The sequence below is a fragment of the Rufibacter sp. JT20002 genome (genome assembly GCF_056491185.1).
Genome location: NZ_JBSZJY010000004.1, coordinates 73,079 through 96,553 on the forward strand (window position 1 = coordinate 73,079; position 23,475 = coordinate 96,553).

Here is a 23,475-nt window from a genome sequence, read left to right on the forward strand (position 1 = left end):
TTACAGCAATATTTCAACTTTTCCAGTATAAGTACCCATAAGGCCTTCCTATTGCCTTTTAGATTAGTAACATGCGTGATCTCCCCCGTAAGAAAGTAATTGTCATTGGGGCCGGCTTTGCCGGCTTGGCTGCGGCCGCAAGTATGGCGCAGGCCGGGTATGAGGTGACCTTGCTGGAGAAAAACGAAGTTGCCGGAGGGCGTGCCCGGGTCTTTCAGGCTGAGGGATTTACCTTTGACATGGGGCCCAGCTGGTATTGGATGCCCGATGTTTTTGAGCAGTTTTTCAAGAAGTTCGGCAAAACCACCGCAGACTACTACCATCTGGAACGCCTGGACCCTTCTTACCAGGTACTGTACGGGAAAGGGGATGCGATGGAGCTTCCGGCGGGCATGCCTGAGTTGGAGGCTTTGTTTGAGTCTTTGGAGCCCGGCTCAGCCGAGAGACTCCGTGCCTTTCTAAAGCAGGCGGCTTACAAGTACGAGGTAGGCATCAACAACCTAGTGTATAAGCCCAGCCGGTCTTTCTCTGAGTTTTTAGATGTAAAGCTTTTGGTGGATGTGCTGCGGCTGGATGTTTTCCAGTCCATGCACAAGCACGTGCGTAAATACTTCAAGCATCCCAGGTTAGTCCAGTTAATGGAGTTCCCCATCCTGTTCTTGGGTGCTTTGCCCCAAAATACCCCCGCCCTGTACAGCCTTATGAACTATGCCGATATGTCTTTGGGGACCTGGTACCCCATGGGCGGTATGCACAAAATTGTGGAAGGCATGGTTGCCTTGGCGAAAGAACAGGGAGTGGAGATCAGGCTGGGCGAGGAGGTGGAAAAGCTGGAGCTGCAGAACGGCAACATCACCAAGGTTTTTACTTCTAAGGGGCAGTACGAGTCCGATGTAGTCATAGGAGGCTCAGATTACCACCACCTGGAAACTAAACTGCTTCCCGAGGAATCTCGTAGTTATACTGACAAGTACTGGGATACCCGGGTCATGGCGCCTTCTTCGCTTATTTTCTTTTTGGGCGTAGATAAAAAGCTACAGAACCTGCGGCACCACAATCTGTTTTTTGACGAGGACTTTGGGCCGCACGCCCATGAGATCTACACCCAACCTGCCTGGCCTAAGAAACCGCTGTTTTACGTGTCGGTTCCTTCTAAGACAGATCCTACGGTGGCACCCCAAGGCAAGGAGAACCTGTTTCTGCTTATCCCAGTGGCGCCAGACCTGCAAGACACAGAGGAGGTGCGGGAGCGGTATTACCACATGGTGCTGGATAGGTTAGAGCAGATAACAGGGCAGGAAATCCGGAGTCATGTGATATATAAGCGCAGTTACGCGCACAAAGACTTTATAAAGGATTACCATGCGTTCAAAGGCAATGCCTACGGGTTGGCTAATACGCTGCTGCAAACGGCGGTGTTGAAGCCCAGCCTCAAAAGCAAGAAAGTACGCAATCTGTTTTATACCGGGCAGTTGACCGTTCCTGGGCCAGGAGTGCCGCCTTCCCTGATCTCGGGGCAGGTAGTAGCCGCTGAGGTCATGAAGGAATTTGCCTTAAAAGAAACAACCCTAACGCTATGACTATGATCCCAGCGCACAAGACTCTATTTGACAATACTACGTTGGAGTGCAGCAAGCTCATTACGCAGCGCTACAGTACTTCTTTCACGCTGGGGATCAAAACACTTCATCCGCGGTTTCATGATCCCATCTATGCCATCTACGGGTTTGTGCGGTTCGCCGATGAGATTGTGGATACCTTCCACACCCATGACCGGGCCGGGTTGTTAGAACGGTTTAAGCAGGAGACATACCAAGCTCTGGAAGAGAAAATCAGCCTGAATCCAGTGCTGCACGCCTTCCAGATGGTGGTGAACCGGTACCGCATAGACCAGGAGTTTATCGATGCTTTTCTCCATAGCATGGAGATGGACTTGCTGGACCAGAAATACAACTGCGACCTTTACGATGAATATATCTATGGCTCGGCTGAGGTGGTAGGGCTTATGTGCCTCCGTGTTTTCTGCGAAGGAGACGAGGCCCTGTTTGACCGCTTGAAAGAAGGCGCCTGTGCCTTGGGGGCAGCGTTCCAGAAAGTAAATTTCCTCAGAGACATCCGCAGTGATTACCAGGACCGGGGTCGCGTGTATTTCCCGGAGGTGGATTTTCGGTCGTTTTGTAACAAAGACAAAGAGGAAATAGAACAGGATATTCAGCAAGACTTTGACAAAGCCTATCAGGGCATTTTAGGGCTGCCCAAAGGAGCGCAATTAGGCGTTTACCTGGCATATATCTATTATTTGAAGCTTTTTAAAAAAATTAAACAGCTTCCTGCTGCCCAAATTCTTGAAAAACGCGTAAGAGTGCCTGATAATACGAAGTTCGCCTTGCTGCTTGGTTCGTATATTAGATACCAGTTTAACACAATCTAATGCAGCTACTCGCTTCTCTTATTTACCTTTGCTCTTTTCTGGTCATGCTTCCGCAGAAAGCTGACCCGTATTCACATGCCACTCTGTTAAACTATTACCAGACGGCCACCAAAAGCGAGGAGATTGCCGAGAAGTTTATTTCCCTGATGGATAAATACCAGGGGAAAGATCCGCTGAAACTAGGGTACAAAGCCGTATCGCACGCCATCATGGCCAAACATGTCTGGAGTCCCTATGCCAAGCTTAAGTACTTGCGCCAATCCTCCCAAATATTTGAAGAGGCGGTCGCCTTGGATAAGCAAGACCCCGAGGTGCGGTTTCTGCGTTTTTCCATTGAGAACTACATTCCCCGGTACCTGAACATGAGCAGCCACCTGGAAGACGATAAAAGAGTCTTTATGGCGGCCATTTTGCGGCATCCGCGCTCCGGTATTTCTTCAGAGACCGTGAAAATCATGCGCGATTTCCTTTTGCGCAAAGACCTCCTGACCGACCAGGAACAGCAGCAAGTAGCCAAATTGGATCTGTAATTTGCTGTAGGTTTTCTGTGCCTTTTCATTAAAAAGACCTGTTTTTGCCTACCGTAAAAAGCAGCATCACTTGTAATCAGGATTCAATATTTACTCCAGCCTATATCTACTTGGGTTTAAATACGTATGGGTAATAAAGGCCTCCTAAATTAGTGAGAATCAGCCAATTTCAAGCAAAATAGGAATTTGCCTGAGGGGGTTGTGATGGTGGGGATTCTTTGGAGTCTTAAGTATTCATTTGGTTTTCGTGATAATTGGTTTCCCATATTTCATAGAGAGTTAAACCATCTTCGTTCTTTATAAGCGGCATAAAACTAGTATTCTTTAGAAAAGGAGAGTCTTGCATGAGGTGGCTAACTAGCGACTATCCACATAGCTTTTGTACTTAGCTCTACCACCTCCTTTAGAGGATTTTAGACGAATACTACTCTCATTTTATAGGAAAAAGCAGGAGTGCGTGCAAACAATCTGGTATTAGAGTTTGTTTAGGGTATATGCGTCAGCTACAGGTACATATTGATTCAAATTCAGGCTTTTGCTTTGGGGTGATCTATGCCATTCAAATGGCCGAGGATCTTCTGGAAGAACAGGGTTACCTCTACTGCCTGGGTGACATCGTGCACAATGATGTAGAAGTGGAGCGTCTGCAGCAGAAAGGCCTCCGGATCATCAATTACGATACCCTCCGTGATTTGCGCAATGAAAGCGTACTCATCAGAGCTCATGGCGAGCCACCTTCTACCTACCAGATGGCTTTGCAAAACAACCTTACCCTCATTGATGCTTCCTGTCCGGTGGTCTTGAAACTTCAGAACCGGATTAAGACCTCCTTTGACAAAAAGGACCGCATTTTTATCTACGGGAAGCACGGCCACGCCGAAGTTCTAGGTTTGCTGGGCCAGACCAACAACGAAGCCGTGGTGTTTGAGAACCTGGACGAACTGCTTCGGCATGAGTTGCCCCAGAACATCACCCTTTACAGTCAAACCACCAAAAGCACCGACAATTTTTACCGTATCAAGAACGAATTGGAGACCCGGGGCTATTCGGTGGACGCGAATGACACCATCTGTCGACAGGTATCTAACCGTGACAAGGAGTTGCGCCGCTTTGCCCAGCAATACGATAAGGTGATTTTTGTGTCTGGTACTAAATCATCTAACGGGCGGGTATTATATCAGGTCTGCAAAGACACTAACCCCAATACCTTCTTTGTCTCCAAGGTAGAAGAACTGAACCCCGAATGGTTTGAACCCGGCGATACCATTGGGGTGTGCGGGGCCACTTCCACGCCTATGTGGCTGATGGAAGAAGTTCGGGATGTGTTGGTAAGTTTGTAGAATGCAGCCTGACCAGCAGGGCAGTCCCAGATTTTAGCCTGTTTCTCCCAAAATGGTTCTAAATCAGTTAGCTTTACCCCGGGGAGTTGGTTTAAGGTACCACTAACTGCACCTTTCTAGAAGAGCTACTGTTACCTTCTTACTTGATGTATTAAGCCTTTACCTGTTTTGAAGCTGATTTTCCAGAAACATGCCGGAATACTGATCGCGTGTACCATCCTGCTGGCGTGGGGCACCGCACTGTGGTTTTTGCTGCATTGGCAAGTCTCTTTCCGTTCGCCTTTGACCTATCTGGCGGTGCTGGTGATGATGCACCTCTATACGGGGCTGTTCATCACGGCTCATGATGCCATGCACGGGGTGGTGGCCCCCGGCAACAAAAAGCTGAATACCATTATTGGTACTCTCTCTGCTGGCCTGTTTGCCTACAACTACTACGGCCGCCTGTACCCTAAACACCACCTGCACCACCGGCACGTAGCCACTGACCAGGACCCCGATTACTATGGGGGCAATTTCTTCCTATGGTTCCTCAGCTTTGCCAGTCAGTACATTACGGTTGTACAGGTGTTGCTGATGGCCGGAACCTACCACCTATTGCAACTCTGGTTTCCTATTGAAAACGTAATTCTGTTCTGGATGGTCCCGTCTGTGCTCGCCACTTTTCAGCTATTCTACTTCGGGACGTACTTGCCGCACCGTGGAGAACACGACCACGACAATAAGCATAAATCCTCTACCCAGTCACGCAATCACCTTTGGGCTTTTATTAGTTGCTATTTCTTTGGCTACCACTACGAGCACCATGACAAACCCTACCTGCCTTGGTGGAAACTCTATCAAGAGAAAGATAGATTGGTGAAAGGTCAGTAATGGATTAAGGCTTAGTTTAGGGAACTAACATTTAAAAGAAGAAGGCTGGAAAAGAGAACATCAATCCTCTTTTCCAGCCTTCTTCTTTTCTAGCATCTATGGATCACTTCACCAGATACACATTGTCACTGGGTTTAGAATCAGGTACATAAGTGCCTTTCAGTTCCAGCTTCTTCACGGCTTTTGTAGGTTTAAAATCTACTTGAACGGTAGTGTTTCCGGTTTCCCAGACAGACACGTTGCGCGTGATTTTGGAAGTGCTGTTATCCGCATAAGTGACTACCAGTTCCACTGGAACAGGTTTGGTGCCTTTGGCCTGTACGGTGACCTGGTACTGCCCGGCTTGTTGCTGCACGTTTGCGATGGTTAGGTCTGGGTATCCTTCGTCAAAGAACCAGCGTTTCCAGAACCAGTTGAGGTTGCGGCCTGCGCCCGTATTCATGGCATTAAAGAAGTCCCAAGGTAGCGGGTGTTTGCCGTTCCATTGCGCAATGTAGTGGTGCAAGGCTTTGGTGAACAGTTCGTCACCTAGCATCTGTTTCACATACAGGTAGCCCAGCGCCGGCTTAGGATAAGAGTTTAGGAAGAAAGGCGCACCATTCTGCTGAGTGGTTAAGGTCATGATGGGCATATCAGCCTCCGTGGCGGCCATTTGGGCATAGGGTGTCACCCCGTAGTCATCTACCAGTTTAGGCTCAATAATGGATGAAATAATCCATTCACCTATGGTGGCCCAGCCTTCGTCCATCCAGCCGTACTTTGTCTCGTTGGTGCCCATGTAGAACGGGAACATGGTGTGAAAGATCTCGTGGTCGGTGAGGGTGATGGCGTCTTCGCGGGTTTGCACCGGGTTGTCGTTCACCATCATGGGATATTCCATCTGGTCCAACCCGTCAAACACAGTCTCGTGGGAGTAGGGGAAAGGCCATTTGGGGAAGGTGTTGCTCATGGCTTCCACGGTTTTGCGTGAGAAGTGAATCACCTCCTCAAAATCGTGGTGCTCGGGGTTATAGGCCACATCTACCCGGGTGCGGCGTTTGGTTTTCGGGTCCACTACCAAACTGGAGGAGTTCCATAGGTAATGGTCTGAAGTGGCGAAGGCAAAATCCACCACGTTCTCAGCCGAGAACTTCCATGTATTGCGAGCATTTTGGGCGGTGATATCCTGGCGCTTCAGGTCGTTTTTGTCTATGATGGCAATAATGGCGTCCTTCTTCTCGGCGTCTTCTAGGCGCTTGGCGTGTTTCCTGGAGAGTACTTCAGAGGCGTTTTTCAAATCACCGGTGGCCCACACCACAAAGTTCTTTGGGACGGTGATCTCGGTGTTGAAAGAGCAGAAATCATTGTAAAACTCGGCCGGGCCAAGGTACGGAATGCGGTTCCAGCCGTCCACATCGTCATATACAGCAATGCGGGGGAAGAAGTAGGCCACAAACGCCGCGCCCAACGAGTCTACCTGCCCGGTGCGCATGTGCGAGCCGGCGTTCAAAATGTAGTTGTACGCTATGGAGAACTTTGCCTTTTGCTTGGGCGGAATAGGTTTGACGCGGAGAGTCATGTTGGTGGCATCAATACGGAGTTTCCGCACGTCCTGCACTTCCTGGTTCACGCTGAAGCGCTCAATCTTCACGCCTTCGCTTACATCTTCGGGAGCAATGGTGTTGGCACGCGGGGCTCCTTTCTGGTAATAGTTGGGGTACAGCTTAAAGACGATCTGCTTCAGGGTGTCAGGGCTGTTGTTGGTGTAGTCAATGTCTACGGTTCCAGCCAGTTTTCTGGAAAAAGGGTCAAAATCAATCTTGATGGTATAATCAGCGGTGTTTTGCCAGTAGCTTTTACCAGGCGAGCCGTCCAGGCTGCGGGTACCTTTCTGGTAGGCTGCCGCGATGTTGCGGGGCATGGGCAGTTGGTGTTGCGCAAAGGCAAGCGAGCAGGTGACAGATAACGCGAGGGAAAGAAGGTATTTCGCCGGTTTCATGTGGTTGTTGGATTATGGCGTATGGTGTGCCAGCCTCAAGCTGGTGGTGGCTAAAGGTAAGGTGTTTTTCAGAGAGATGGAAAAGAACCCGGCTTTAGAAAAGGAAGGAGAATCAACCTGCTCATCTTCGGGTTAGGGCTGGTTTTCGGAAAACAAGCTAAAAAGCAAAGGCTATAAAACAGAAAAGCCTGCTCACATGGGCAGGCTTTCCTGTTTTACAGAAATATATAGGCTCTTAGTGCACTGCGTCTTTTTTGCAGCAGGCATCCAGGCGGTCGTAGGCGCGGGGAGTAGCCGGAGAGTTATCGGCGTCATAGCCTAACTCGTTTACTGCTTTCTTGATCTTGTCCAGTGACGTTTTCTCGCCGTTGTAAGACACGGTCAAGATTTTGGAGTCTACGTCCAGCGTGGCTTTGTTCACGCCTTTCTCATAGGCCAAGCCTTTCTCTAGCGTGGCCTTGCACATGCCGCACACCGCCGAGGTTTTGATTTTCACTTCTTCGCCTTTCTTACCGCCTTGCGCGAAGCCAACAGTTGCCAAACCGGTAAGTACTAAAGAAAACAGCCAGATTTTAAGGGTTTTCATGGTGGATAGTTAAGAGTTAAAGATATGAGTTAAAAGCAAATTTCTGTTTTAGCCATTACCAGTTGTTTTGCCAAAATCAGGCCAAAAATGAAAGCCTATCCTTTTAGACAAACAAACTAAGTAATTCCCTATTTCAACGTAAAGCGCATACCCGCGTAAATCACGCGGCCAATCACCGGAGCCCACACCATGCTGGCGTCAAAATCCTGACTGAACGGACGGTCAGCAGAGATAATGGGGTTCTTTTGTTTGTAATCCAGCAGGTTCTCGCCGCCAAGGTACACTTCCCACCGCTTAAAAGCCCGGGTGATCTGACCATTAAACACCGCGTACGGGTGAACAGTTCTCGTCTTGATGGGGCCCTCGTGGTGGTTCATGTCATGCTCCATGACCGGAACCAATCGGTTCCCGAACCACTGAGCTGTCAAATCAGCACGCCATTTGTCAAAAGGAGTCGCGAAGCCCAGGTTCAGGAAGGCCCGGTGGTTGGGGATGAACGGCCGCTGCAACAACTCGCCGTTATAGGTGGTGCGCACGTCAAAGTATTTGTACGCCGCCTTCACATCCAGCATAGACGTGAGTTCATACTGAAGTTCGGCCTGGAAGCTCTTGGAGAACGACCTTCCGTTCAGGTTGGTAAACGCCACCTGGTACGGGTTGCTGTACATGTCCGGCACAATCTGGTTCTGGAAAGTGGTGTAGTAGTAATCAGTAATGAAGGCGCCTTTGCGCTCACCCACCTCAAAGTACTGGGTAAAACTTCCGCCCAGGTTCCAGGCTTTCTCCGGTTGAAGGTTGTTCTGGAAAAAGAACGCCCGGTTGCTGATGAGCGAGGCCACGTTTTCAGCAATTGGGTTGGCTACCCTAAAGCCTTTGCCGGCCGCTAAACGCAGAATAGAGTTCGGGTTGAAGTCGTATTTCACGTTGAAGCGCGGCGTGTACACCCAGCCGTACAGGTTATGATGGTCGGCCCGCACGCCACCTACCAAGGTCAGATTGGTGCTGTTTTGGTAAATGTACTCGAAAAACGCTCCAGGTACCCGCTCCTGACGCTTTAGGCGCTGCCCAGCAAGATTCTCCTGGAAGTCTTCGTACTGGTAGCTCAATCCGGTTTTATAGGTGTGGGCCGTGTTCCCAAACGCCGACTGGAAAATCAGGTTCGCCAAACCGCTGTTTTGAAACCCTTTGTAGGTCCTTGCGCCGTAATGGGAGTCAAAGTCGTGCCGGGCACCAGATAAAATCAACCCGATGCTTTGGTACGGCTTGTTCTTGAACGTGTACGATGTCTTGGAAAAGCCACTGAACCGGTCCGTCTCCGACTCGATGCCGTAGAAGTTTCCTTCTACCTGCGGCATGCCAGAGCGGTATCCCACCTGACCCCCAGTTCTGGTTTCGTGCAATGCCTGGATGCCAATCTCAGCTACCCACTGCTTGCCGGTATTATACTTCCATTTGTTAAACACGTTGTAGTGCTTGCCCAACGGAAGGTCCAGAAAGCCATCATTGTTGTTGTCTACGCGGTTGCTGAGCTGATCGGTGTGGAGCATGAGCACGGTGCTCAGTTTGGGCGTGAGGGTGAAAGAGGTATTCACATTAGCATCCCACTTGGCCAAACTGTTGCCATATAGGTTCACAAATAGCCTATCCGATTTCTCCGGGTCTTTCAGCCGCACATTCACCTGGCCCGAGATGGACTCATAGCCATTCAAAACCGAACCGGTGCCTTTGATGATGTCAATCGCGTCAATATAGGTACCAGACAAGTAGTTCAGGCGGTAAGGCGTTGCCAAGCCACGCAGGGCGGGCACGTTATCCGTAGTCATTAAGGTGTAGGCGCCATCTAAGCCCAGCATCTGGATCTGCTTGGCTCCTGATACTGCATCTGAGGTAGAAACCTCCACCGAAGCGTTCGTTTCAAAGCTCTCCGCTAGGTTACAGCAAGCAGACTTAGTCAAGTCTTTGGCGGTGATGACCTGAGAGTTAGTCGGGGTCAGGGCCGAATAGCGGTCTTGTTTTCCGGTAATGGTTACTTCCTGAATAGACGTAATGGACCGCAGTTGCACTACTATATGAGGGCGACCTTGCACTTGCACGGTATCAGGTTTGTAACCAATGTAGGAGATAAGCACCGCGGTTTCTCCATTAGGGGCCGCAGCAAGCGTGAAATGGCCGTTGGTATCAGTACTGGTGGCTTTGTCGGTACCTAACCAAATAACGGAGGCACCAATAAGCGGGGTAGAGTTAGCCGCATCTATCACACGGCCAGCAAGCGATTGGGCTGTTCCCAGGAAGGGGAGCAGGAGCCCTAGAAAAGTCAAGGCGAATACAGCCTGACGTTTTGAAAATAACATTAGTTGGTTTCATTTAAGTATAACATCTGTTCTGGGGCAGAAGCACAGCAAAACCGGCTTCGGCTAAGCGAAGAGATGTAAACCCTAAATGTTCAGGATGTGCAGACGATGCAGCAGGTCTCGGCCCGAAAGGGGCGGGGAGGTGTCAGAATAATACGGCCAGGAACCTTCCACGGTAGCAGTGGCTACTGGCGGGAGAAGAAAAACTGAAGTTACCGCCGGCAGAAGGGACACAAATTCCACCTTGCTGAATTTCAGCGTGGAAGGAATGTCCAGCTTGTGGTGAGTGGTGGAAACGGAGCAACAAGGGGTCTTGTCTACCTGAGTGGTGCCTTCGGGGCAAGCCGATTTCTTCTTGGTGGCGCAGCAGCCCATCTCCTCCATTTTCTGAGCCGCATTTTGTGAAGGAGCCATGCCCAACATTGCACAAAAACGCTGTGTAGCCGCCACCCCAACAGAACCTGTCAGGAGGCTAAAAGCCAGCATTAAGAGCACAATTGGTCTGAGTTTCCTTCTCATACTGCAAAGATATGGAATTTTGCTCCACTTTCCTCCACCTTCCTTTCACAAGTACTGTTTGCAAGTCACTGGAGGGGTGAAAAAGGAGTAAGTATTTATTAATCAATGCGTTACATAAGTGTTCACGTGTTATTTAGCAAATATATTGAAAACGTTATCCATAACTTATCCCAAAGTGGCGGGGAAAAATGTGGATAATGTGCATAAGTGGGGTGGATAACCATGATTTATCCACAAAGTGGGAAAAAGTGGGAGACCGTGGTTGACTTTGCCTCCCCCTTTAGTACTTTTGTTTTGTACCAAAGACTGTCGTCACTGCCACAACTGCCATGAACTTCCTCTCCGGCGAATACGAATGTAAGCTAGACCCGAAGGGAAGATTGGTGCTGCCTGCTAAAATCAAATCCAACCTGCCCGACGAGTGCGGAAACCAGGTGGTGTTGACCCGCGGGTTTGAGCCATGCTTGGTGTTGTACCCCAAAACCGAGTGGAAAACGATCTATGACAAGGTGGCGGGGCTGAACGAGTTCAACGAAGAGTACCGGCATTTCCAACGGAATTTCTTCCGGGGGAATACCGAGATTGAACTGGATACCGCCGGGCGTTTCATCTTGCCGCGCACCATGGTACGGTACGCCGAGATTGAGAAAGACGCCATTGTGGTAGGCCTAGGGAACCGGGTGGAAATCTGGAACCCAGACAAGTACGACGCATTTTTAATTAAAGACCAGCAGAACTTCTCGCAATTGGCGCAGAAGTTCCTCGGTGACCAACCGAGCTTACCCCCAACTGAATAAACGCCTATGCAGTACCACCAGCCCGTTTTGTTGCAGGAATCGGTAGATGCGTTGGCCATTAAACCCGGCGGCATTTACGTAGACGTCACCTTTGGCGGTGGCGGCCACTCGGCGCAAATCCTGGAGAAGATGCAGGGTGGGCAACTCTACTCCTTTGACCAGGACACCGATGCCGAAAAACAAGCCGAAAGACTGATCTCTGATACCTTCACGTTTGTCAAAGCCAACTTCCGTTACCTTAAGAAATACCTGCGCCTTTACGGGGTACGGCAGGTAGACGGTATTTTGGCTGACTTAGGCGTTTCTTCCCATCAGTTCAATACCGCCGAGCGCGGCTTCTCCACCCGTTTTGACGGCCCTCTTGACATGCGCATGGACAAAGAAAGTCCTTTAACAGCGCGGGAGGTGGTGAATACCTATGAAGAAGAGCAACTGCATAAAATTTTCGGGCTTTACGGTGAGGTGAAGAACGCCAAAACCTTAGCCCGTGAACTGGTCTCGGCCAGGAACGTGCAGCCCATTGAAACCATCGCCGATTTCAAAAAGGCCATCTCCGGCATCACGCCTAGAGGGAAGGAGAACAAGTACCTGGCGCAGGTTTTTCAGGCACTTCGCATAGAAGTGAACGATGAACTTAAGGCCTTGGAGGAAATGCTGGAGCAAGCCGTGGAGGTGCTGAAGCCCGGCGGAAGACTGTCGGTGATTTCCTACCATTCCCTTGAAGACCGCTTGGTCAAGAACTACATCGCCAAGGGCAAGTTCTTCGGGGAGGTGGAGAAAGATTTCTTCGGGAATGAGATCAAACCATTAGATTCTGTTACCCGCAAGCCCATTGTGCCGGGAGCGCAGGAATTGCAGGAAAATAACCGTTCCCGAAGCGCCAAGCTACGGGTGGCGGTGAAAAGAGAGACACCTGAATCGTCAAAGAAATAGGAAGAAGGAAGGGAAAGCAACACGTTTTACGATTTAATTATGGCAGTCAACACCGTACGTCCACAAGTGAATCGGCCTAAGGCAAACACCCTGCGGGAAGTGCCTAAGGCAGAGAAGCCACGTCCGGCCCGCCCCCCGCGCCAGAAGGGCACCAGTTTGTTTGAACTGTTAGACCGTTACACCAAGGTAGATTGGTTCTTCGCCGAAGGCCTGCCCGTAAGGTACTTGCCCAAGGTGTTGTTCCTGATGGCGGTAACCTTGTTTTACATTGGCAACACCCACTACGCTGATCGCACCCTCCGCCGGATTGATAAAACCAAAGCCGAAACGGAAGACCTTCGCGCCGATTATACCACGCTCAAATCAGAGTACATGGAGGCGAGCAAGCAGTCTGAGGTGGCCCGCAACGTGGAGCCCTTAGGCTTGATGGAAAGTTCTACCCCACCTATTCAAGTAGTTCTGAAGAAAGATGAATATTAAGAGGTCCATCGTCACGCGAGTGCGGCTGGCCTTTTTGGCTATCTGTCTTTTCGCGTTCGCGATTATTTACAAAGTTGGGTACATCCAGTTCAAGGATGGGGACCGTTGGCGCGAGATTGCCAATGAGAAGCGGTTCCATTACCAACCGGTGTACGCCACCCGCGGCAACATCTACTCCAATGATGACCGCATTATGGCAACCTCTTTGCCGTTTTACCGGGTAGCCTTTGATCCAACCATTTCCCCTAGCGATGTATTCTCTAAGGGCATTGACTCACTGGCTATTCAGCTGTCCCGCTTCTACGGAGACCGCTCTCCCTCTTATTACAAACAAAAGATCAAGAATGCCCGCAGCGCCGGTCGTAAATACGTGCGCCTGAACGGCCGTCTGATTAATTATCAGGACAAGAAAATGATGGCCAAGTGGCCGATCTTTAGGGCTGGAAAAAACAAAGGAGGGGTAATCTTCGAGAAACTGGACCGCCGTTTCCTGCCTTTCGGTTCTTTGGCGAAACGGACCATTGGGTTCATCAACGAAGACCGCAACGGAGCTGGATTGGAGTTCTCGTTTAACCGTCACCTGGCCGGAAAAGACGGGGAGGCGTTGTATGAACGCATGGCTGGCGGTAACAAGCCTATCAACGATGGAACTGAGGTGAAGCCGATGCCTGGCTTTGACATCCAGACCACCATTGACATTAACTTGCAAGACGTAGCCGAAAGCGCCTTATACCGCGCCTTGACCCTGAATGACGCTGCCCACGGGTGCGTGATTCTGATGGAAGTAGGTACCGGGCACATCAAAGCCATTGCCAACCTGGGGCGCCAAAGCGAAGGTGTGTACGCTGAGGATTACAATTACGCGGTGGGTAACCAAGGCCGCACGGAACCAGGGTCTACCTTCAAGTTGGCTTCCATGATGGCATTGCTCGAGGAAACTGGCATGAGCCTGAATGATACCGTGGATACCGGCAACGGCTCCGAGCGCATTGGCGGGGCCGTGAAAACTGATACCCACGGGAACGGGAGAATCAGTTTACAGCAGGTTTTCGAGAAATCGTCCAATATCGGGGTAGCCAAGTTGATTCAGCAGACCTTTGAGAGCAATCCGCAGAAATATGTGGATTACCTGCACAAATTTGGATTGCACCAGCCATTGGGCTTCCAGATGAACGGCGAGGCAATTCCCTACATCAAGTCACCAAAAGACCGTAGCTGGAGCCGCCCTTCGCTTTCTACCATGGCTATTGGGTATGAGCTGAAAATCTCTCCTTTGCAGACGCTGGCGTTTTACAATGCCGTCGCCAACAACGGGGTGAAAGTGCAGCCTATGATTGTGAAAAGCATCAAGCGCGCCGATCATATCTTGGAGTCTTTTGAAACCAAGGTTCTGAATCCGAAGATCTGCTCTGACCAGACGCTGATGCAGTTGCGGCAGATGATGGAAGGCGTAGTAGAAAACGGAACAGCCAAAAACCTGAAAAGCAAAGACTACAAAGTAGCCGGTAAAACTGGTACCGCCCGGAAAGTAATAAACGGTCAATACACCAGAAAGTATTCTACCTCTTTTGTGGGGTATTTCCCGGCCGATAGACCAAAGTACAGCTGTATTGTCATTATTGACAGTCCGCAGAAAGGCGCCCAGTACGGTGGTGACGTTGCCGCACCGGTATTCCGGGAACTCGCTGATAAAGCCTACGCGCAGGACCTAGCCATTCATGCGCCTATGGTGCGGCGCCCAGCCAATGTGCAACCGAAACTTCCGGTGCTCCACGCCGGGAATCAGGAAGAACTGACTATTCTCTGCAACAAACTAGGGGTGAGTGCCCACCCGCTGAGCCCCGAGGAAGATTGGGTACGGGTAGATACCCAGAAACATTCTGTCGCCTTGAAACCGGTACCGGTGAAAATGGGCCAGGTGCCCGATGTCACCGACATGACTCTAAAAGATGCCTTGTACCTGCTCGGAAACCACGGCATCAAAGTACGGGCTATTGGTTTAGGGCGGGTAGAGAGCCAAAGCATTCCGCCCGGGCAACCCGTGGCGAAAGGAACAACGATTACCATTACACTAACTACACATGGCGCAACTAGAAAACCTGCTACAGGTACTCCTGTCACCGCAATTGCTCGGGCCTACTAACCCCGAGCTTTCTGCGTTAACAATGGATTCTCGCCAGGCAGGACCAGGCGTGGCCTTCTTTGCTATCCGGGGTACGCTCCGCGATGGCCATGATTTCATAGATGCTGCCGTGGCGCAGGGTGTTTCTGCCGTGTTTTGCGAAGAACTGCCGCAAAGCACCCCAGAGCACGTGACCTTTGTGCAGGTGCCAAATGCCGCAGAAGCCATGGGCTACGTGGCCGCCGAGTTTTACGGCAACCCGTCTAAGAAACTGAAATTGGTAGGGGTAACCGGCACTAACGGTAAAACCACCTGCGTAACCTTGCTCCATAAGCTGTACCGTGACTTGGGCTATAATGCCGGGTTACTCTCAACGGTACAGAACCAGATCAACGAGACAGTCATTCCCGCTTCGCATACTACTCCAGACGCTATTACGCTGCAAGCGTTGCTCGCGCAAATGGTGAAAGCCGGCTGCACCCACGCCTTCATGGAAGTGAGTTCTCATGCCCTGGTGCAGCACCGCGTGACCGGTGTACAGTTCACCGGAGCCGTGTTCACCAACATCACCCATGACCACCTGGACTATCACGGCACCTTTGACGAGTACATCCGGGCTAAGAAACTGTTTTTTGACAACCTGAATAAGAAAGCGTTCGCCCTGGTGAACTCTGACGACAAGCGGGCTATGGTGATGCTGCAGAATACCAAAGCCACCAAGTACACTTACGCCCTCCGCAAAGAAGCTGATTTCAAGGCCCGTTTGCTGGATAATTCCATTCAGGGTTTGCAACTGGAGTTGGAAGGACAGGAGGTGTGGTTCCGGTTGATTGGCACCTTCAATGCCTATAATCTGCTGGCCGTGTTCGGTGCTGCCATTTTGCTAGGCGAAGATAAGCAGGAAGTACTGGCTAGTCTCTCCAGCCTGACCTCGGCCGCTGGCCGGTTTGACTACGTGGTGTCTCCCGGCCAGATCACCGGCATTGTGGATTACGCCCATACCCCGGATGCGCTGGAAAACGTGCTGCAAACGATTCAGCAGATCCGGAAGCCGGAGCAGAAGGTGATCACCATTGTGGGCTGTGGCGGAAACCGGGATGCTACCAAGCGTCCGGTCATGGCTGATATCGCTGCCAAGATGAGTGACCGCGTGATCTTGACCTCTGATAACCCACGTGACGAAGATCCGCAGGAAATTTTGAACCAGATGCAGGCGGGCGTGAAAGCGACAGATCTGAGAAAAGCCTTGTCGGTGATTGACCGCCGGGAAGCCATCAAAACCGCGGTGCTGCTAGCCGAAGCCCAGGACATCATTCTGGTGGCGGGTAAAGGGCACGAAACTTATCAAGAGGTGAAGGGCGTGCGCTCTCCTTTTGATGACAAGCAAGTGCTGCAGGAATCGTTTGCCTTGCTGCAGAAATAACCGCGCAAAAAACAAGACAATGACCAAAGAAGACCGGGAAACCTTCTTCTTTTGATAATACGAAACGGATGCTTTATTACCTTTTTGATTTTTTAGACAGGCAATTTGACTTCTACGGGGCGGGTGTAATGCGTTACATCTCGTTCAGGGCCGGATTGGCTGCGCTTGTCTCACTTCTGATTGCCATGATTTTTGGGGGACGCCTCATTCGGTTGCTGCATCGCAAGCAAGTGGGGGAGTCTATCCGTGATCTGGGTCTGGAGGGACAATTGGAGAAGAGAGGCACGCCTACCATGGGTGGCCTCATCATCATACTGGCCATTCTATTACCCACTCTGCTTTTTGCCCGTCTGGACAACGTGTACATTCTCCTGATGCTGGTGTCCACCGTGTGGTTGGGCGCCATCGGGTTCCTGGACGACTACATCAAAGTGTTCCGCAAGAACAAAGAAGGCTTAGCGGGCCGTTTCAAGATTCTTGGTCAGATTGGTTTAGGATTAATAGTGGGGTTGACCCTGTTTTTCTCCGAGGATGTAGTAGTGCGCCAATATCTGACTTCAAAGGGGCTTTCGGCCATTGATGTGTCTGGTACGTTCTCCGATGTCCGGAAAATGATCACCACCGTGCCATTTACCAAAAACAATGAGTTGGATTACCATCAATTCTTCAGCTTCGCGAGTCCGGTTTTGGGTTCGTATGCGCGTTTCCTGTATGTGCCTCTGGTAATCATCATCATTACGGCCGTGTCAAACGGCGCTAATATCACCGACGGCATTGATGGGCTGGCAGCGGGTACTTCGGCCATCATTGGGACCACCTTGGCGGTGTTTGCCTGGGTATCGGGTAACTCCGTTTTCGCCGATTACTTTGACATCATGTACATTCCTAACACGGGTGAGTTAGTGATTTTCTGTACCGCGTTTGTGGGGGCCTGCGTGGGATTCCTGTGGTACAACTCCTATCCGGCCCAGGTGTTCATGGGTGATACCGGTTCCCTTTCCATTGGCGGCATTATCGCCGTTTTGGCCCTGATTCTAAGAAAAGAGCTCTTAATTCCTATCCTGTGCGGCATCTTCCTGGTGGAGAACCTTTCGGTGATGCTGCAGGTGAGCTATTTCAAATACACCAAGAAAAAGTACGGCGAGGGCCGACGCATTTTTAAGATGTCGCCGCTGCACCACCACTACCAAAAGCTAGGATATCATGAGTCCAAGATCGTGTCACGCTTCTGGACGGTGGGTATCATGCTGGCCATTTTGACCTTGGTGACCTTGAAGTTAAGATAAGCTGGTTTAAGGCTCATATTTAGAAAACAGGCGCAAAACACGATTTAATAAAATAAACGAATGCCAAAAATAGCCATACTAGGAGCAGGGGAGAGCGGCGTAGGAGCAGCCTTGTTGGCGCAAGCCAAAGGCTTTGACGTGTTCGTCTCAGATAAAGGTTCCATTGCAGAAAAGTACCGGATGCAACTGACCCAGGCGCAGATTCCTTTTGAGGAAGGAACGCACACGCTGGAGCAGATCTACGCGTCCGTTGAAATCATCAAAAGCCCAGGCATTCCAGACACGGCTCCTGTGATTCAAGGTGCAGCCGAAAAAAACATTCCGGTGATCTCGGAGATTGAGTTTGCCGGGCGCTATGCTTCCGGAAAGTTCATCTGCATCACGGGTACCAACGGCAAAACCACTACCACGCTGCTGACTTACCATTTGCTGAAAAGCGCTGGGTTGAAAGTGGCCTTGGCTGGTAACGTGGGTGAAAGCCTGGCTGGAAAAGTGCTGGAGGGTGGATACGATTACTACGTGGTGGAACTGAGCAGTTTTCAATTAGATAATATGTACAGCTTTAAAGCTGACATTGGCATTCTGCTCAACATTACCCCAGACCACTTGGACCGCTACGGGTACAAAATGGAGAACTACGCGGCCGCCAAGTTCCGGATCGCGCAGAACATGACCTCGACAGAGTACTTCCTCTTCAACCAAGACGATGCCGAAATCCGGAAATACCGCGCTGCGCATGAGGTGCCGGGTACGCAAGTGCCTTTCGGCTTGAAAGAGGGAGAAGGTTTAGCCATTCAATACCAAGGTCAGGCAATTCAAGCCTCTTTTGCCCAAATCAGCGCAAAAGTAGACACTTTTAAATCGCCTTTGATAGGGCAGCACAATCAATACAATACCATGGCGGCCATAGGGGCAGCATTGCTGGTAGGGATTGCGCCAGAACAGATTGAAGAAGCTTTGGGCACGTTCCAGAATGCCGAGCACCGCTTACAGCCAGTAGGCGAGGTAGACGGCGTCCGGTTCATCAATGATTCCAAAGCTACGAACGTGGAAGCCGTTTGGTATGCGCTGGACGGTATTCAGCAGCCTATTGTGTGGGTGGTGGGCGGCACCGACAAAGGCAACGATTATTCCACTTTGCAGCCTTTGGTGCAGGAAAAAGTGAAAGCTATTGTGTGCTTGGGCGTGGATAACAGCAAGCTTTTAACCTCTTTCTCTCAATTTGGCTCCAAAATAGTGGAGACCAGAGATGTGCAGGAAGCGGTGCAATTGGCCAAAGATTTTGCGGAAGCTGGTGATGTGGTATTGCTTTCCCCTGCTTGCGCCAGCTTTGACCTTTTCAACAATTACGAACACCGGGGCCGTGCATTTGCCGCCGCAGTTGCCACCCTTAATTCTACTGTAGCATGACACCTATCAAAAACTGGCTTCGCGATAACTTAAAAGGCGACCCTATTTTGTGGGGAATTGTCTTGTCTTTCGGGCTCATCAGTATTGCCGTGGTGTACTCGGCTACGGGTACCCTGGCGTACAAAAAAATGGGAGGTAACACTGAGTACTACCTCTTCAAACATTCCAGCTTGATCTTTATCGGGTTGGCGTTTGTGTGGTTGGCCCATAAAATCAACTACCGCTACTATGCCAAACTGAGCTTGCTGGCCCTGATTTTCTCCGTGCCCTTGCTGATTTATACCTACCTGAAGGGCTCCAACATCAACGAGGCCTCTCGTTGGTTGACCATTCCGGTCATCAACCAAACGTTTCAGCCTTCAGATTTGGCCAAACTGGCCTTGATCTCTTATCTGGCCAGTATCCTGAGCAAGCGGCAGATGAACATTGAATCTAAGCAGACTTTGATTCCGCTGTTCTTGTGGAGCGGTTTGATTTGCGGGCTCATTGCCATGAGTAACATCTCTACCGGTTTGCTTTTATTCCTGACTTGCCTTCTACTGATGTTCATCGGCCGAATTCCTATGAAGTCCATCATGATCATGATTGCCGTGGGAGCTTTGTTCGGAACCATCGCTTTGGCCCTGGGGCAACGGGCGCAGACTGCCATCAGCCGGATTGAAAACTTCATGGACGAAGACCAGACCGTCTTCCAGTTAGAGCAGTCCTACATAGCCATTGCTACGGGAGGGGTTCTGGGGAAAGGCCCTGGAAACTCAGACCAGCGTAACGTGCTGCCCCACCCGTACTCTGACTTTATTTACGCCATCATCATTGAGGAATACGGCATGGTGGGCGGCGCGGTCATTCTCTTCCTATACCTGGCTTTCCTATACCGGGGCATGATGGCGGTGACCAACAGCTTGGGAGCCTTCGGCGGATTGCTTTCCGCCGGCATCAGTTTCAGTCTGGTGATCCAGGCCATGGTGAACATGGGCGTGGCCGTTGGTCTTGGCCCGATTACCGGTTTGCCCTTACCGCTGCTGAGTATGGGAGGAACCTCACTGATCTTCACTGGTATCTCCATTGGTATTATCCTGAGTGTGAGCCGCAGCGAGCACGAAGCGAAGATTGCCGCCACGCCCTCCGCGAACAAACCTGTTAATGTGTTGACTCATGCCTGAAAGACAGTATAGATTCATCATCAGCGGCGGGGGCACGGGCGGGCACATTTATCCGGCAGTGGCTATTGCCAACGAGATCAAACGTCTTCACCCCACGGCGGAGATCCTGTTTGTGGGCGCGAAAGGCCGCATGGAAATGACGCGGGTGCCGGAAGCGGGTTATAAGATTATTGGTCTCTGGATCAGTGGGTTGCAGCGCCGCCTGACGGTAGATAACCTGTCGTTCCCGCTGAAGGTGATTTCCAGCGTTCGCAAATCGAACAAAATTATAAAAGACTTCAAGCCAGATGCAGTGGTGGGGGTAGGCGGTTACGCCAGTGGCCCTTTGCTGTACGCGGCTACCAAAATGGGGATTCCATCTCTTATTCAGGAACAGAATTCCCACGCGGGCATCACCAATAAGCTGTTGGCCAACAAGGTAGACAAAGTCTGTGTGGCCTATGACAGCATGTACAAGTATTTCCCCAGCGCTAAAATCGTGCTGACGGGCAATCCGGTACGGCGCGACATCACCGAGTTGGAAGGCAAGCGGACCGAAGCCATGCAGTTCTTCGGGCTCAACCCAGAGCGGTTGACTTTCTTGGTGATTGGCGGCAGTTTGGGGGCGCGTACCCTAAACCAAAGCACCGAGCAAGCCCTGCAGAAGATTCAGCAAGCGGGGTATAACCTCCTTTGGCAAACCGGCAAAACCTACTTCCCAACTGCTGAGACCTCGGTCAGGGACTTTCCCGCCGATCAGATCAAGGCTTCTGATTTCATCAAGCGGATGGATTTGGCGTATGCCGCCGCCGATGTGGTAATCTCCCGCGCCGGGGCGCTTTCCATTTCTGAGTTGTGCCTTGCCAAAAAGCCATCCATTCTGGTGCCTTCGCCTAACGTAGCCGAAGACCATCAGACCAAAAATGCCATGGCCCTGGTGCAGAAAGATGCCGCAGTATTGGTGAGAGACGTTGAAGCTTCGCAGAACCTGTGGAACACCGCCTTTGACCTGGCAAAAGATACCGCCAGGCAGCAAACCTTGCGGCAGAATATTGCTCAGTTAGGAAAGCCCCACGCGACGGAGGCCATTGTTCAAGAACTTTTGAAACTAATCTGATGAACCTGCACCAATACCGCCATATCTATTTCCTTGGAATCGGGGGCATTGGCATGAGTGCCCTGGCCCGGTGGTTTCTGGCCAAAGGGTTTGCTGTGGCAGGGTATGATAAAACCCCCACTCCGTTGACCCAAAAACTGGGAGAGGAGGGAGCAACCATCCATTTTGAGGATGAGGTGGAACTGATTCCAACTTCCTTTCGCGAAAACAAGGCAGAAACGCTGGTGATTTTGACCCCAGCGGTTCCCAAAAACCATACAGAGCGTCAGTACCTGGAGCAGGAAAACTTTACCATTATGAAGCGCTCTCAGGTGCTCGGCCTTTTAACCCAGGACCAATACCTGGTAGCTGTGGCGGGCACGCACGGCAAAACTACCACCTCGTCCATGGTGGCCCATCTGTTGCATCACGCCCAGGTTTCCACGTCTGCCTTTTTAGGGGGCATTTCCACCGATCTAGGCTCAAACTTGTTGTTGCCTCATGCCCAGGAAGAGCGTGCACTGGCGGTGGTAGAGGCCGATGAGTACGACCGTTCGTTCCTGACCTTGCACCCCGACATTGCCATTGTTACCTCCACTGACCCAGATCACCTGGACATCTATGGGGAGAAAGAAGCCCTGGTGGAGTCTTTCCGGCAGTTTGTGCGGCAGATAAAACCAAATGGCTATTTGTTGCTCAACCATACCGCTGACCAAAGTCTGGCAGAGGCGGTGGATGCATCAGTGACGGTAATTCGCTATGGGCTTGAAAATGAGGAGTTAGCTGCCCTGGATGTGGAAATTGCCGAGGGAGCCATGAAATTTTCAGCGAAGGGATGGAACTTACTGCTGCCTCAGACTGCTTTGCAGGTGCCCGGTTTTCATAACGTGGAGAACGCTTTAGCGGCCGCTCAGGCGGTCTCTTTGTTGGGGGTTCCCACTGAAAAAATACAGGAGGGAATTTCTAGATATACCGGTGTAAAAAGAAGGTTTGAAAAAGTATTTTCGTCTGAAAAAAGAGTATATTTAGACGATTATGCTCACCACCCCAGAGAGATAGAGGCGTTCCTTCAATCGGTAAGGGCGCTGTATCCGGGGCAGAGGCTGAGAGTAATTTTTCAACCGCACTTATTTACTCGCACCCGCGATTTTTTAGATGGATTTGCCCGAAGCCTTAGCCTCGCGGATGAGGTATGGCTCTTGGACATTTATCCCGCCCGGGAATTGCCTATTCCCGGTATAACATCGGCTCTGCTGCTTGACCAATTAACAACAGACAGGCTTCTTTTGACCAAAAAAGAGGTTCTGAAGTTATTGGCTAAAAACTTGGATTATAATGTGTTGGCTACTGTAGGGGCAGGCGATATTGACACCTTGGTGCCAGAGATAAAAAGTTTACTGGAGGAAATGGACCATGTATTGGAATAGAAAGGTAAAAGCGCTTCTATTTGCGGTATTTTGCATGGGGGGATTTGTTTTTTTAGCAGGTTTTTCTAAGGCAAGACAGGAGGGAAAAATATGTAAAAAAGTTAATATTAAAATTGATAATGAGTATAACAATTACTTTCTTAGTGAATCGGAAGTAATGGCGCTGCTGACCCGAAATGGAAGTCAGCCGCTCACGGGAATGAAAAAAGAGGAGATTGACCTCAAGCGACTGGAAATGCGAATTAAATCGCATAAATTTGTGAGGCAGGCGGAGGTCTCTCGTGATCTGGAGGGAAATATAAATGTCTCCATACAGCAAAACCGGCCTATTGCCAGGTTGCTAAGCACTGAAAAGGACGTGTATCTGGACGAAGAAGGAAATCAACTGCCTTTGTCTTCCCTGTACACAGCCCATGTCATTCCTGTGACAGCTTCAGTGGAGACATCTAAGGCTAGTTCTTTTTTTCAGGACTCTGTGGGCATCGCATATTTGTCTCTGCTACGGTACATTGAAAATGACCCGTTTTGGAACGCCCAACTAGCCCATATGGACATTGACCAGAAAGGCAAAGTGAGCTTCCTGACGCAAGTGGGAGATCAGCGCATAGAATTTGGGAAACCGGTTCATGTGCAGGAGAAGTTTAAAAAGCTTTTCATCTTCTATAAGGAAGTGATGCCAGTGGTGGGCTGGGACAAGTACAGCCGCTTGAATGTAGAATACAAGGATCAGATTATTTGTGAATAGATAACA

The 23,475-nt window shown here is 50.5% G+C and carries 20 protein-coding genes; 16 read left to right on the forward strand and 4 right to left on the reverse strand.

Going from position 1 to position 23,475, the window contains the following annotated elements; translation table 11 throughout:
• Window positions 1-71 precede the first annotated feature (71 nt).
• From ACW9SV_RS17210 to ACW9SV_RS17230, 5 genes are all read left to right on the forward strand, one after another.
• Window positions 72-1,580 (forward strand): phytoene desaturase family protein, encoded by a 1,509-nt coding sequence (locus ACW9SV_RS17210; protein ID WP_479558003.1) that lies wholly within the window; start codon window positions 72-74, stop codon window positions 1,578-1,580.
• Window positions 1,577-2,431: a phytoene/squalene synthase family protein gene (locus ACW9SV_RS17215; protein WP_479558004.1), complete on the forward strand. Its 855-nt coding sequence runs from the start codon at window positions 1,577-1,579 to the stop codon at window positions 2,429-2,431. Before ACW9SV_RS17210 ends, ACW9SV_RS17215 begins: the two co-directional genes overlap by 4 nt.
• Entirely contained in the window at window positions 2,431-2,961 is a 531-nt protein-coding gene (locus ACW9SV_RS17220) for a hypothetical protein (protein ID WP_479558005.1), read from the forward strand. Before ACW9SV_RS17215 ends, ACW9SV_RS17220 begins: the two co-directional genes overlap by 1 nt.
• A gap of 494 nt (window positions 2,962-3,455) precedes the next feature.
• Complete coding sequence (locus ACW9SV_RS17225) at window positions 3,456-4,301, forward strand: 4-hydroxy-3-methylbut-2-enyl diphosphate reductase (RefSeq protein ID WP_479558006.1); 846 nt, start codon at window positions 3,456-3,458, stop codon at window positions 4,299-4,301.
• Window positions 4,302-4,469: 168 nt separating this feature from the next.
• Complete coding sequence (locus ACW9SV_RS17230) at window positions 4,470-5,174, forward strand: fatty acid desaturase (RefSeq protein WP_479558007.1); 705 nt, start codon at window positions 4,470-4,472, stop codon at window positions 5,172-5,174.
• A 103-nt stretch (window positions 5,175-5,277) separates the two neighbouring features.
• On the opposite strand, the gene ACW9SV_RS17235 is transcribed toward ACW9SV_RS17230, so the two are convergent.
• The 4 genes from ACW9SV_RS17235 to ACW9SV_RS17250 form a co-directional block, all read right to left on the reverse strand.
• Complete coding sequence (locus tag ACW9SV_RS17235) at window positions 5,278-7,152, reverse strand: M1 family metallopeptidase (RefSeq protein WP_479558008.1); 1,875 nt, start codon at window positions 7,150-7,152, stop codon at window positions 5,278-5,280.
• Window positions 7,153-7,387: 235 nt separating this feature from the next.
• Complete coding sequence (locus ACW9SV_RS17240) at window positions 7,388-7,738, reverse strand: heavy-metal-associated domain-containing protein (protein ID WP_479558009.1); 351 nt, start codon at window positions 7,736-7,738, stop codon at window positions 7,388-7,390.
• Window positions 7,739-7,866: 128 nt separating this feature from the next.
• Window positions 7,867-10,089 (reverse strand): TonB-dependent receptor, encoded by a 2,223-nt coding sequence (locus ACW9SV_RS17245; RefSeq protein WP_479558010.1) that lies wholly within the window; start codon window positions 10,087-10,089, stop codon window positions 7,867-7,869.
• 84 nt (window positions 10,090-10,173) lie between these two features.
• Window positions 10,174-10,608 carry a hypothetical protein gene (locus ACW9SV_RS17250; protein ID WP_479558011.1) on the reverse strand — a complete coding sequence of 145 codons (435 nt, stop codon included), beginning with the start codon at window positions 10,606-10,608 and terminating at the stop codon, window positions 10,174-10,176.
• A gap of 329 nt (window positions 10,609-10,937) precedes the next feature.
• On the opposite strand from ACW9SV_RS17250, the gene mraZ reads away from it, so the two are divergent.
• The 11 genes from mraZ (at window position 10,938) to ACW9SV_RS17305 (ending at window position 23,469) form a co-directional block, all read left to right on the forward strand.
• Complete coding sequence (gene mraZ, locus ACW9SV_RS17255) at window positions 10,938-11,405, forward strand: division/cell wall cluster transcriptional repressor MraZ (protein WP_479558012.1); 468 nt, start codon at window positions 10,938-10,940, stop codon at window positions 11,403-11,405.
• A gap of 6 nt (window positions 11,406-11,411) precedes the next feature.
• Window positions 11,412-12,338, forward strand: coding sequence for a 16S rRNA (cytosine(1402)-N(4))-methyltransferase RsmH (rsmH, locus tag ACW9SV_RS17260; RefSeq protein ID WP_479558013.1), 927 nt, complete (start codon window positions 11,412-11,414; stop codon window positions 12,336-12,338).
• A gap of 39 nt (window positions 12,339-12,377) precedes the next feature.
• Window positions 12,378-12,818, forward strand: coding sequence for an FtsL-like putative cell division protein (locus ACW9SV_RS17265; RefSeq protein WP_479558014.1), 441 nt, complete (start codon window positions 12,378-12,380; stop codon window positions 12,816-12,818).
• Window positions 12,808-14,961 carry a penicillin-binding protein gene (locus tag ACW9SV_RS17270; protein WP_479558015.1) on the forward strand — a complete coding sequence of 718 codons (2,154 nt, stop codon included), beginning with the start codon at window positions 12,808-12,810 and terminating at the stop codon, window positions 14,959-14,961. The genes ACW9SV_RS17265 and ACW9SV_RS17270 overlap by 11 nt, the downstream gene beginning before the upstream one ends.
• The gene (locus ACW9SV_RS17275) at window positions 14,900-16,363 is read left to right on the forward strand and encodes a UDP-N-acetylmuramoyl-L-alanyl-D-glutamate--2,6-diaminopimelate ligase (RefSeq protein ID WP_479558016.1); all 1,464 of its coding nucleotides are present in this window, start codon (window positions 14,900-14,902) and stop codon (window positions 16,361-16,363) included. The genes ACW9SV_RS17270 and ACW9SV_RS17275 overlap by 62 nt, the downstream gene beginning before the upstream one ends.
• Before the next feature lie 68 nt (window positions 16,364-16,431).
• Window positions 16,432-17,649, forward strand: coding sequence for a phospho-N-acetylmuramoyl-pentapeptide-transferase (gene mraY / locus ACW9SV_RS17280; protein ID WP_479558017.1), 1,218 nt, complete (start codon window positions 16,432-16,434; stop codon window positions 17,647-17,649).
• 60 nt (window positions 17,650-17,709) lie between these two features.
• Window positions 17,710-19,059, forward strand: coding sequence for a UDP-N-acetylmuramoyl-L-alanine--D-glutamate ligase (gene murD, locus ACW9SV_RS17285; RefSeq protein WP_479558018.1), 1,350 nt, complete (start codon window positions 17,710-17,712; stop codon window positions 19,057-19,059).
• Window positions 19,056-20,222, forward strand: coding sequence for an FtsW/RodA/SpoVE family cell cycle protein (locus tag ACW9SV_RS17290; protein ID WP_479558019.1), 1,167 nt, complete (start codon window positions 19,056-19,058; stop codon window positions 20,220-20,222). Before murD ends, ACW9SV_RS17290 begins: the two co-directional genes overlap by 4 nt.
• A complete protein-coding gene (gene murG / locus ACW9SV_RS17295) occupies window positions 20,215-21,318 on the forward strand; it encodes an undecaprenyldiphospho-muramoylpentapeptide beta-N-acetylglucosaminyltransferase (RefSeq protein WP_479558020.1) in 1,104 nt (367 codons plus the stop codon). The genes ACW9SV_RS17290 and murG overlap by 8 nt, the downstream gene beginning before the upstream one ends.
• Window positions 21,318-22,724, forward strand: a complete 1,407-nt coding sequence (gene murC / locus ACW9SV_RS17300) for a UDP-N-acetylmuramate--L-alanine ligase (protein WP_479558021.1) — start codon at window positions 21,318-21,320, stop codon at window positions 22,722-22,724. The genes murG and murC overlap by 1 nt, the downstream gene beginning before the upstream one ends.
• Before the next feature lie 157 nt (window positions 22,725-22,881).
• Entirely contained in the window at window positions 22,882-23,469 is a 588-nt protein-coding gene (locus ACW9SV_RS17305) for a cell division protein FtsQ/DivIB (RefSeq protein WP_479558022.1), read from the forward strand.
• Window positions 23,470-23,475 lie beyond the last annotated feature (6 nt).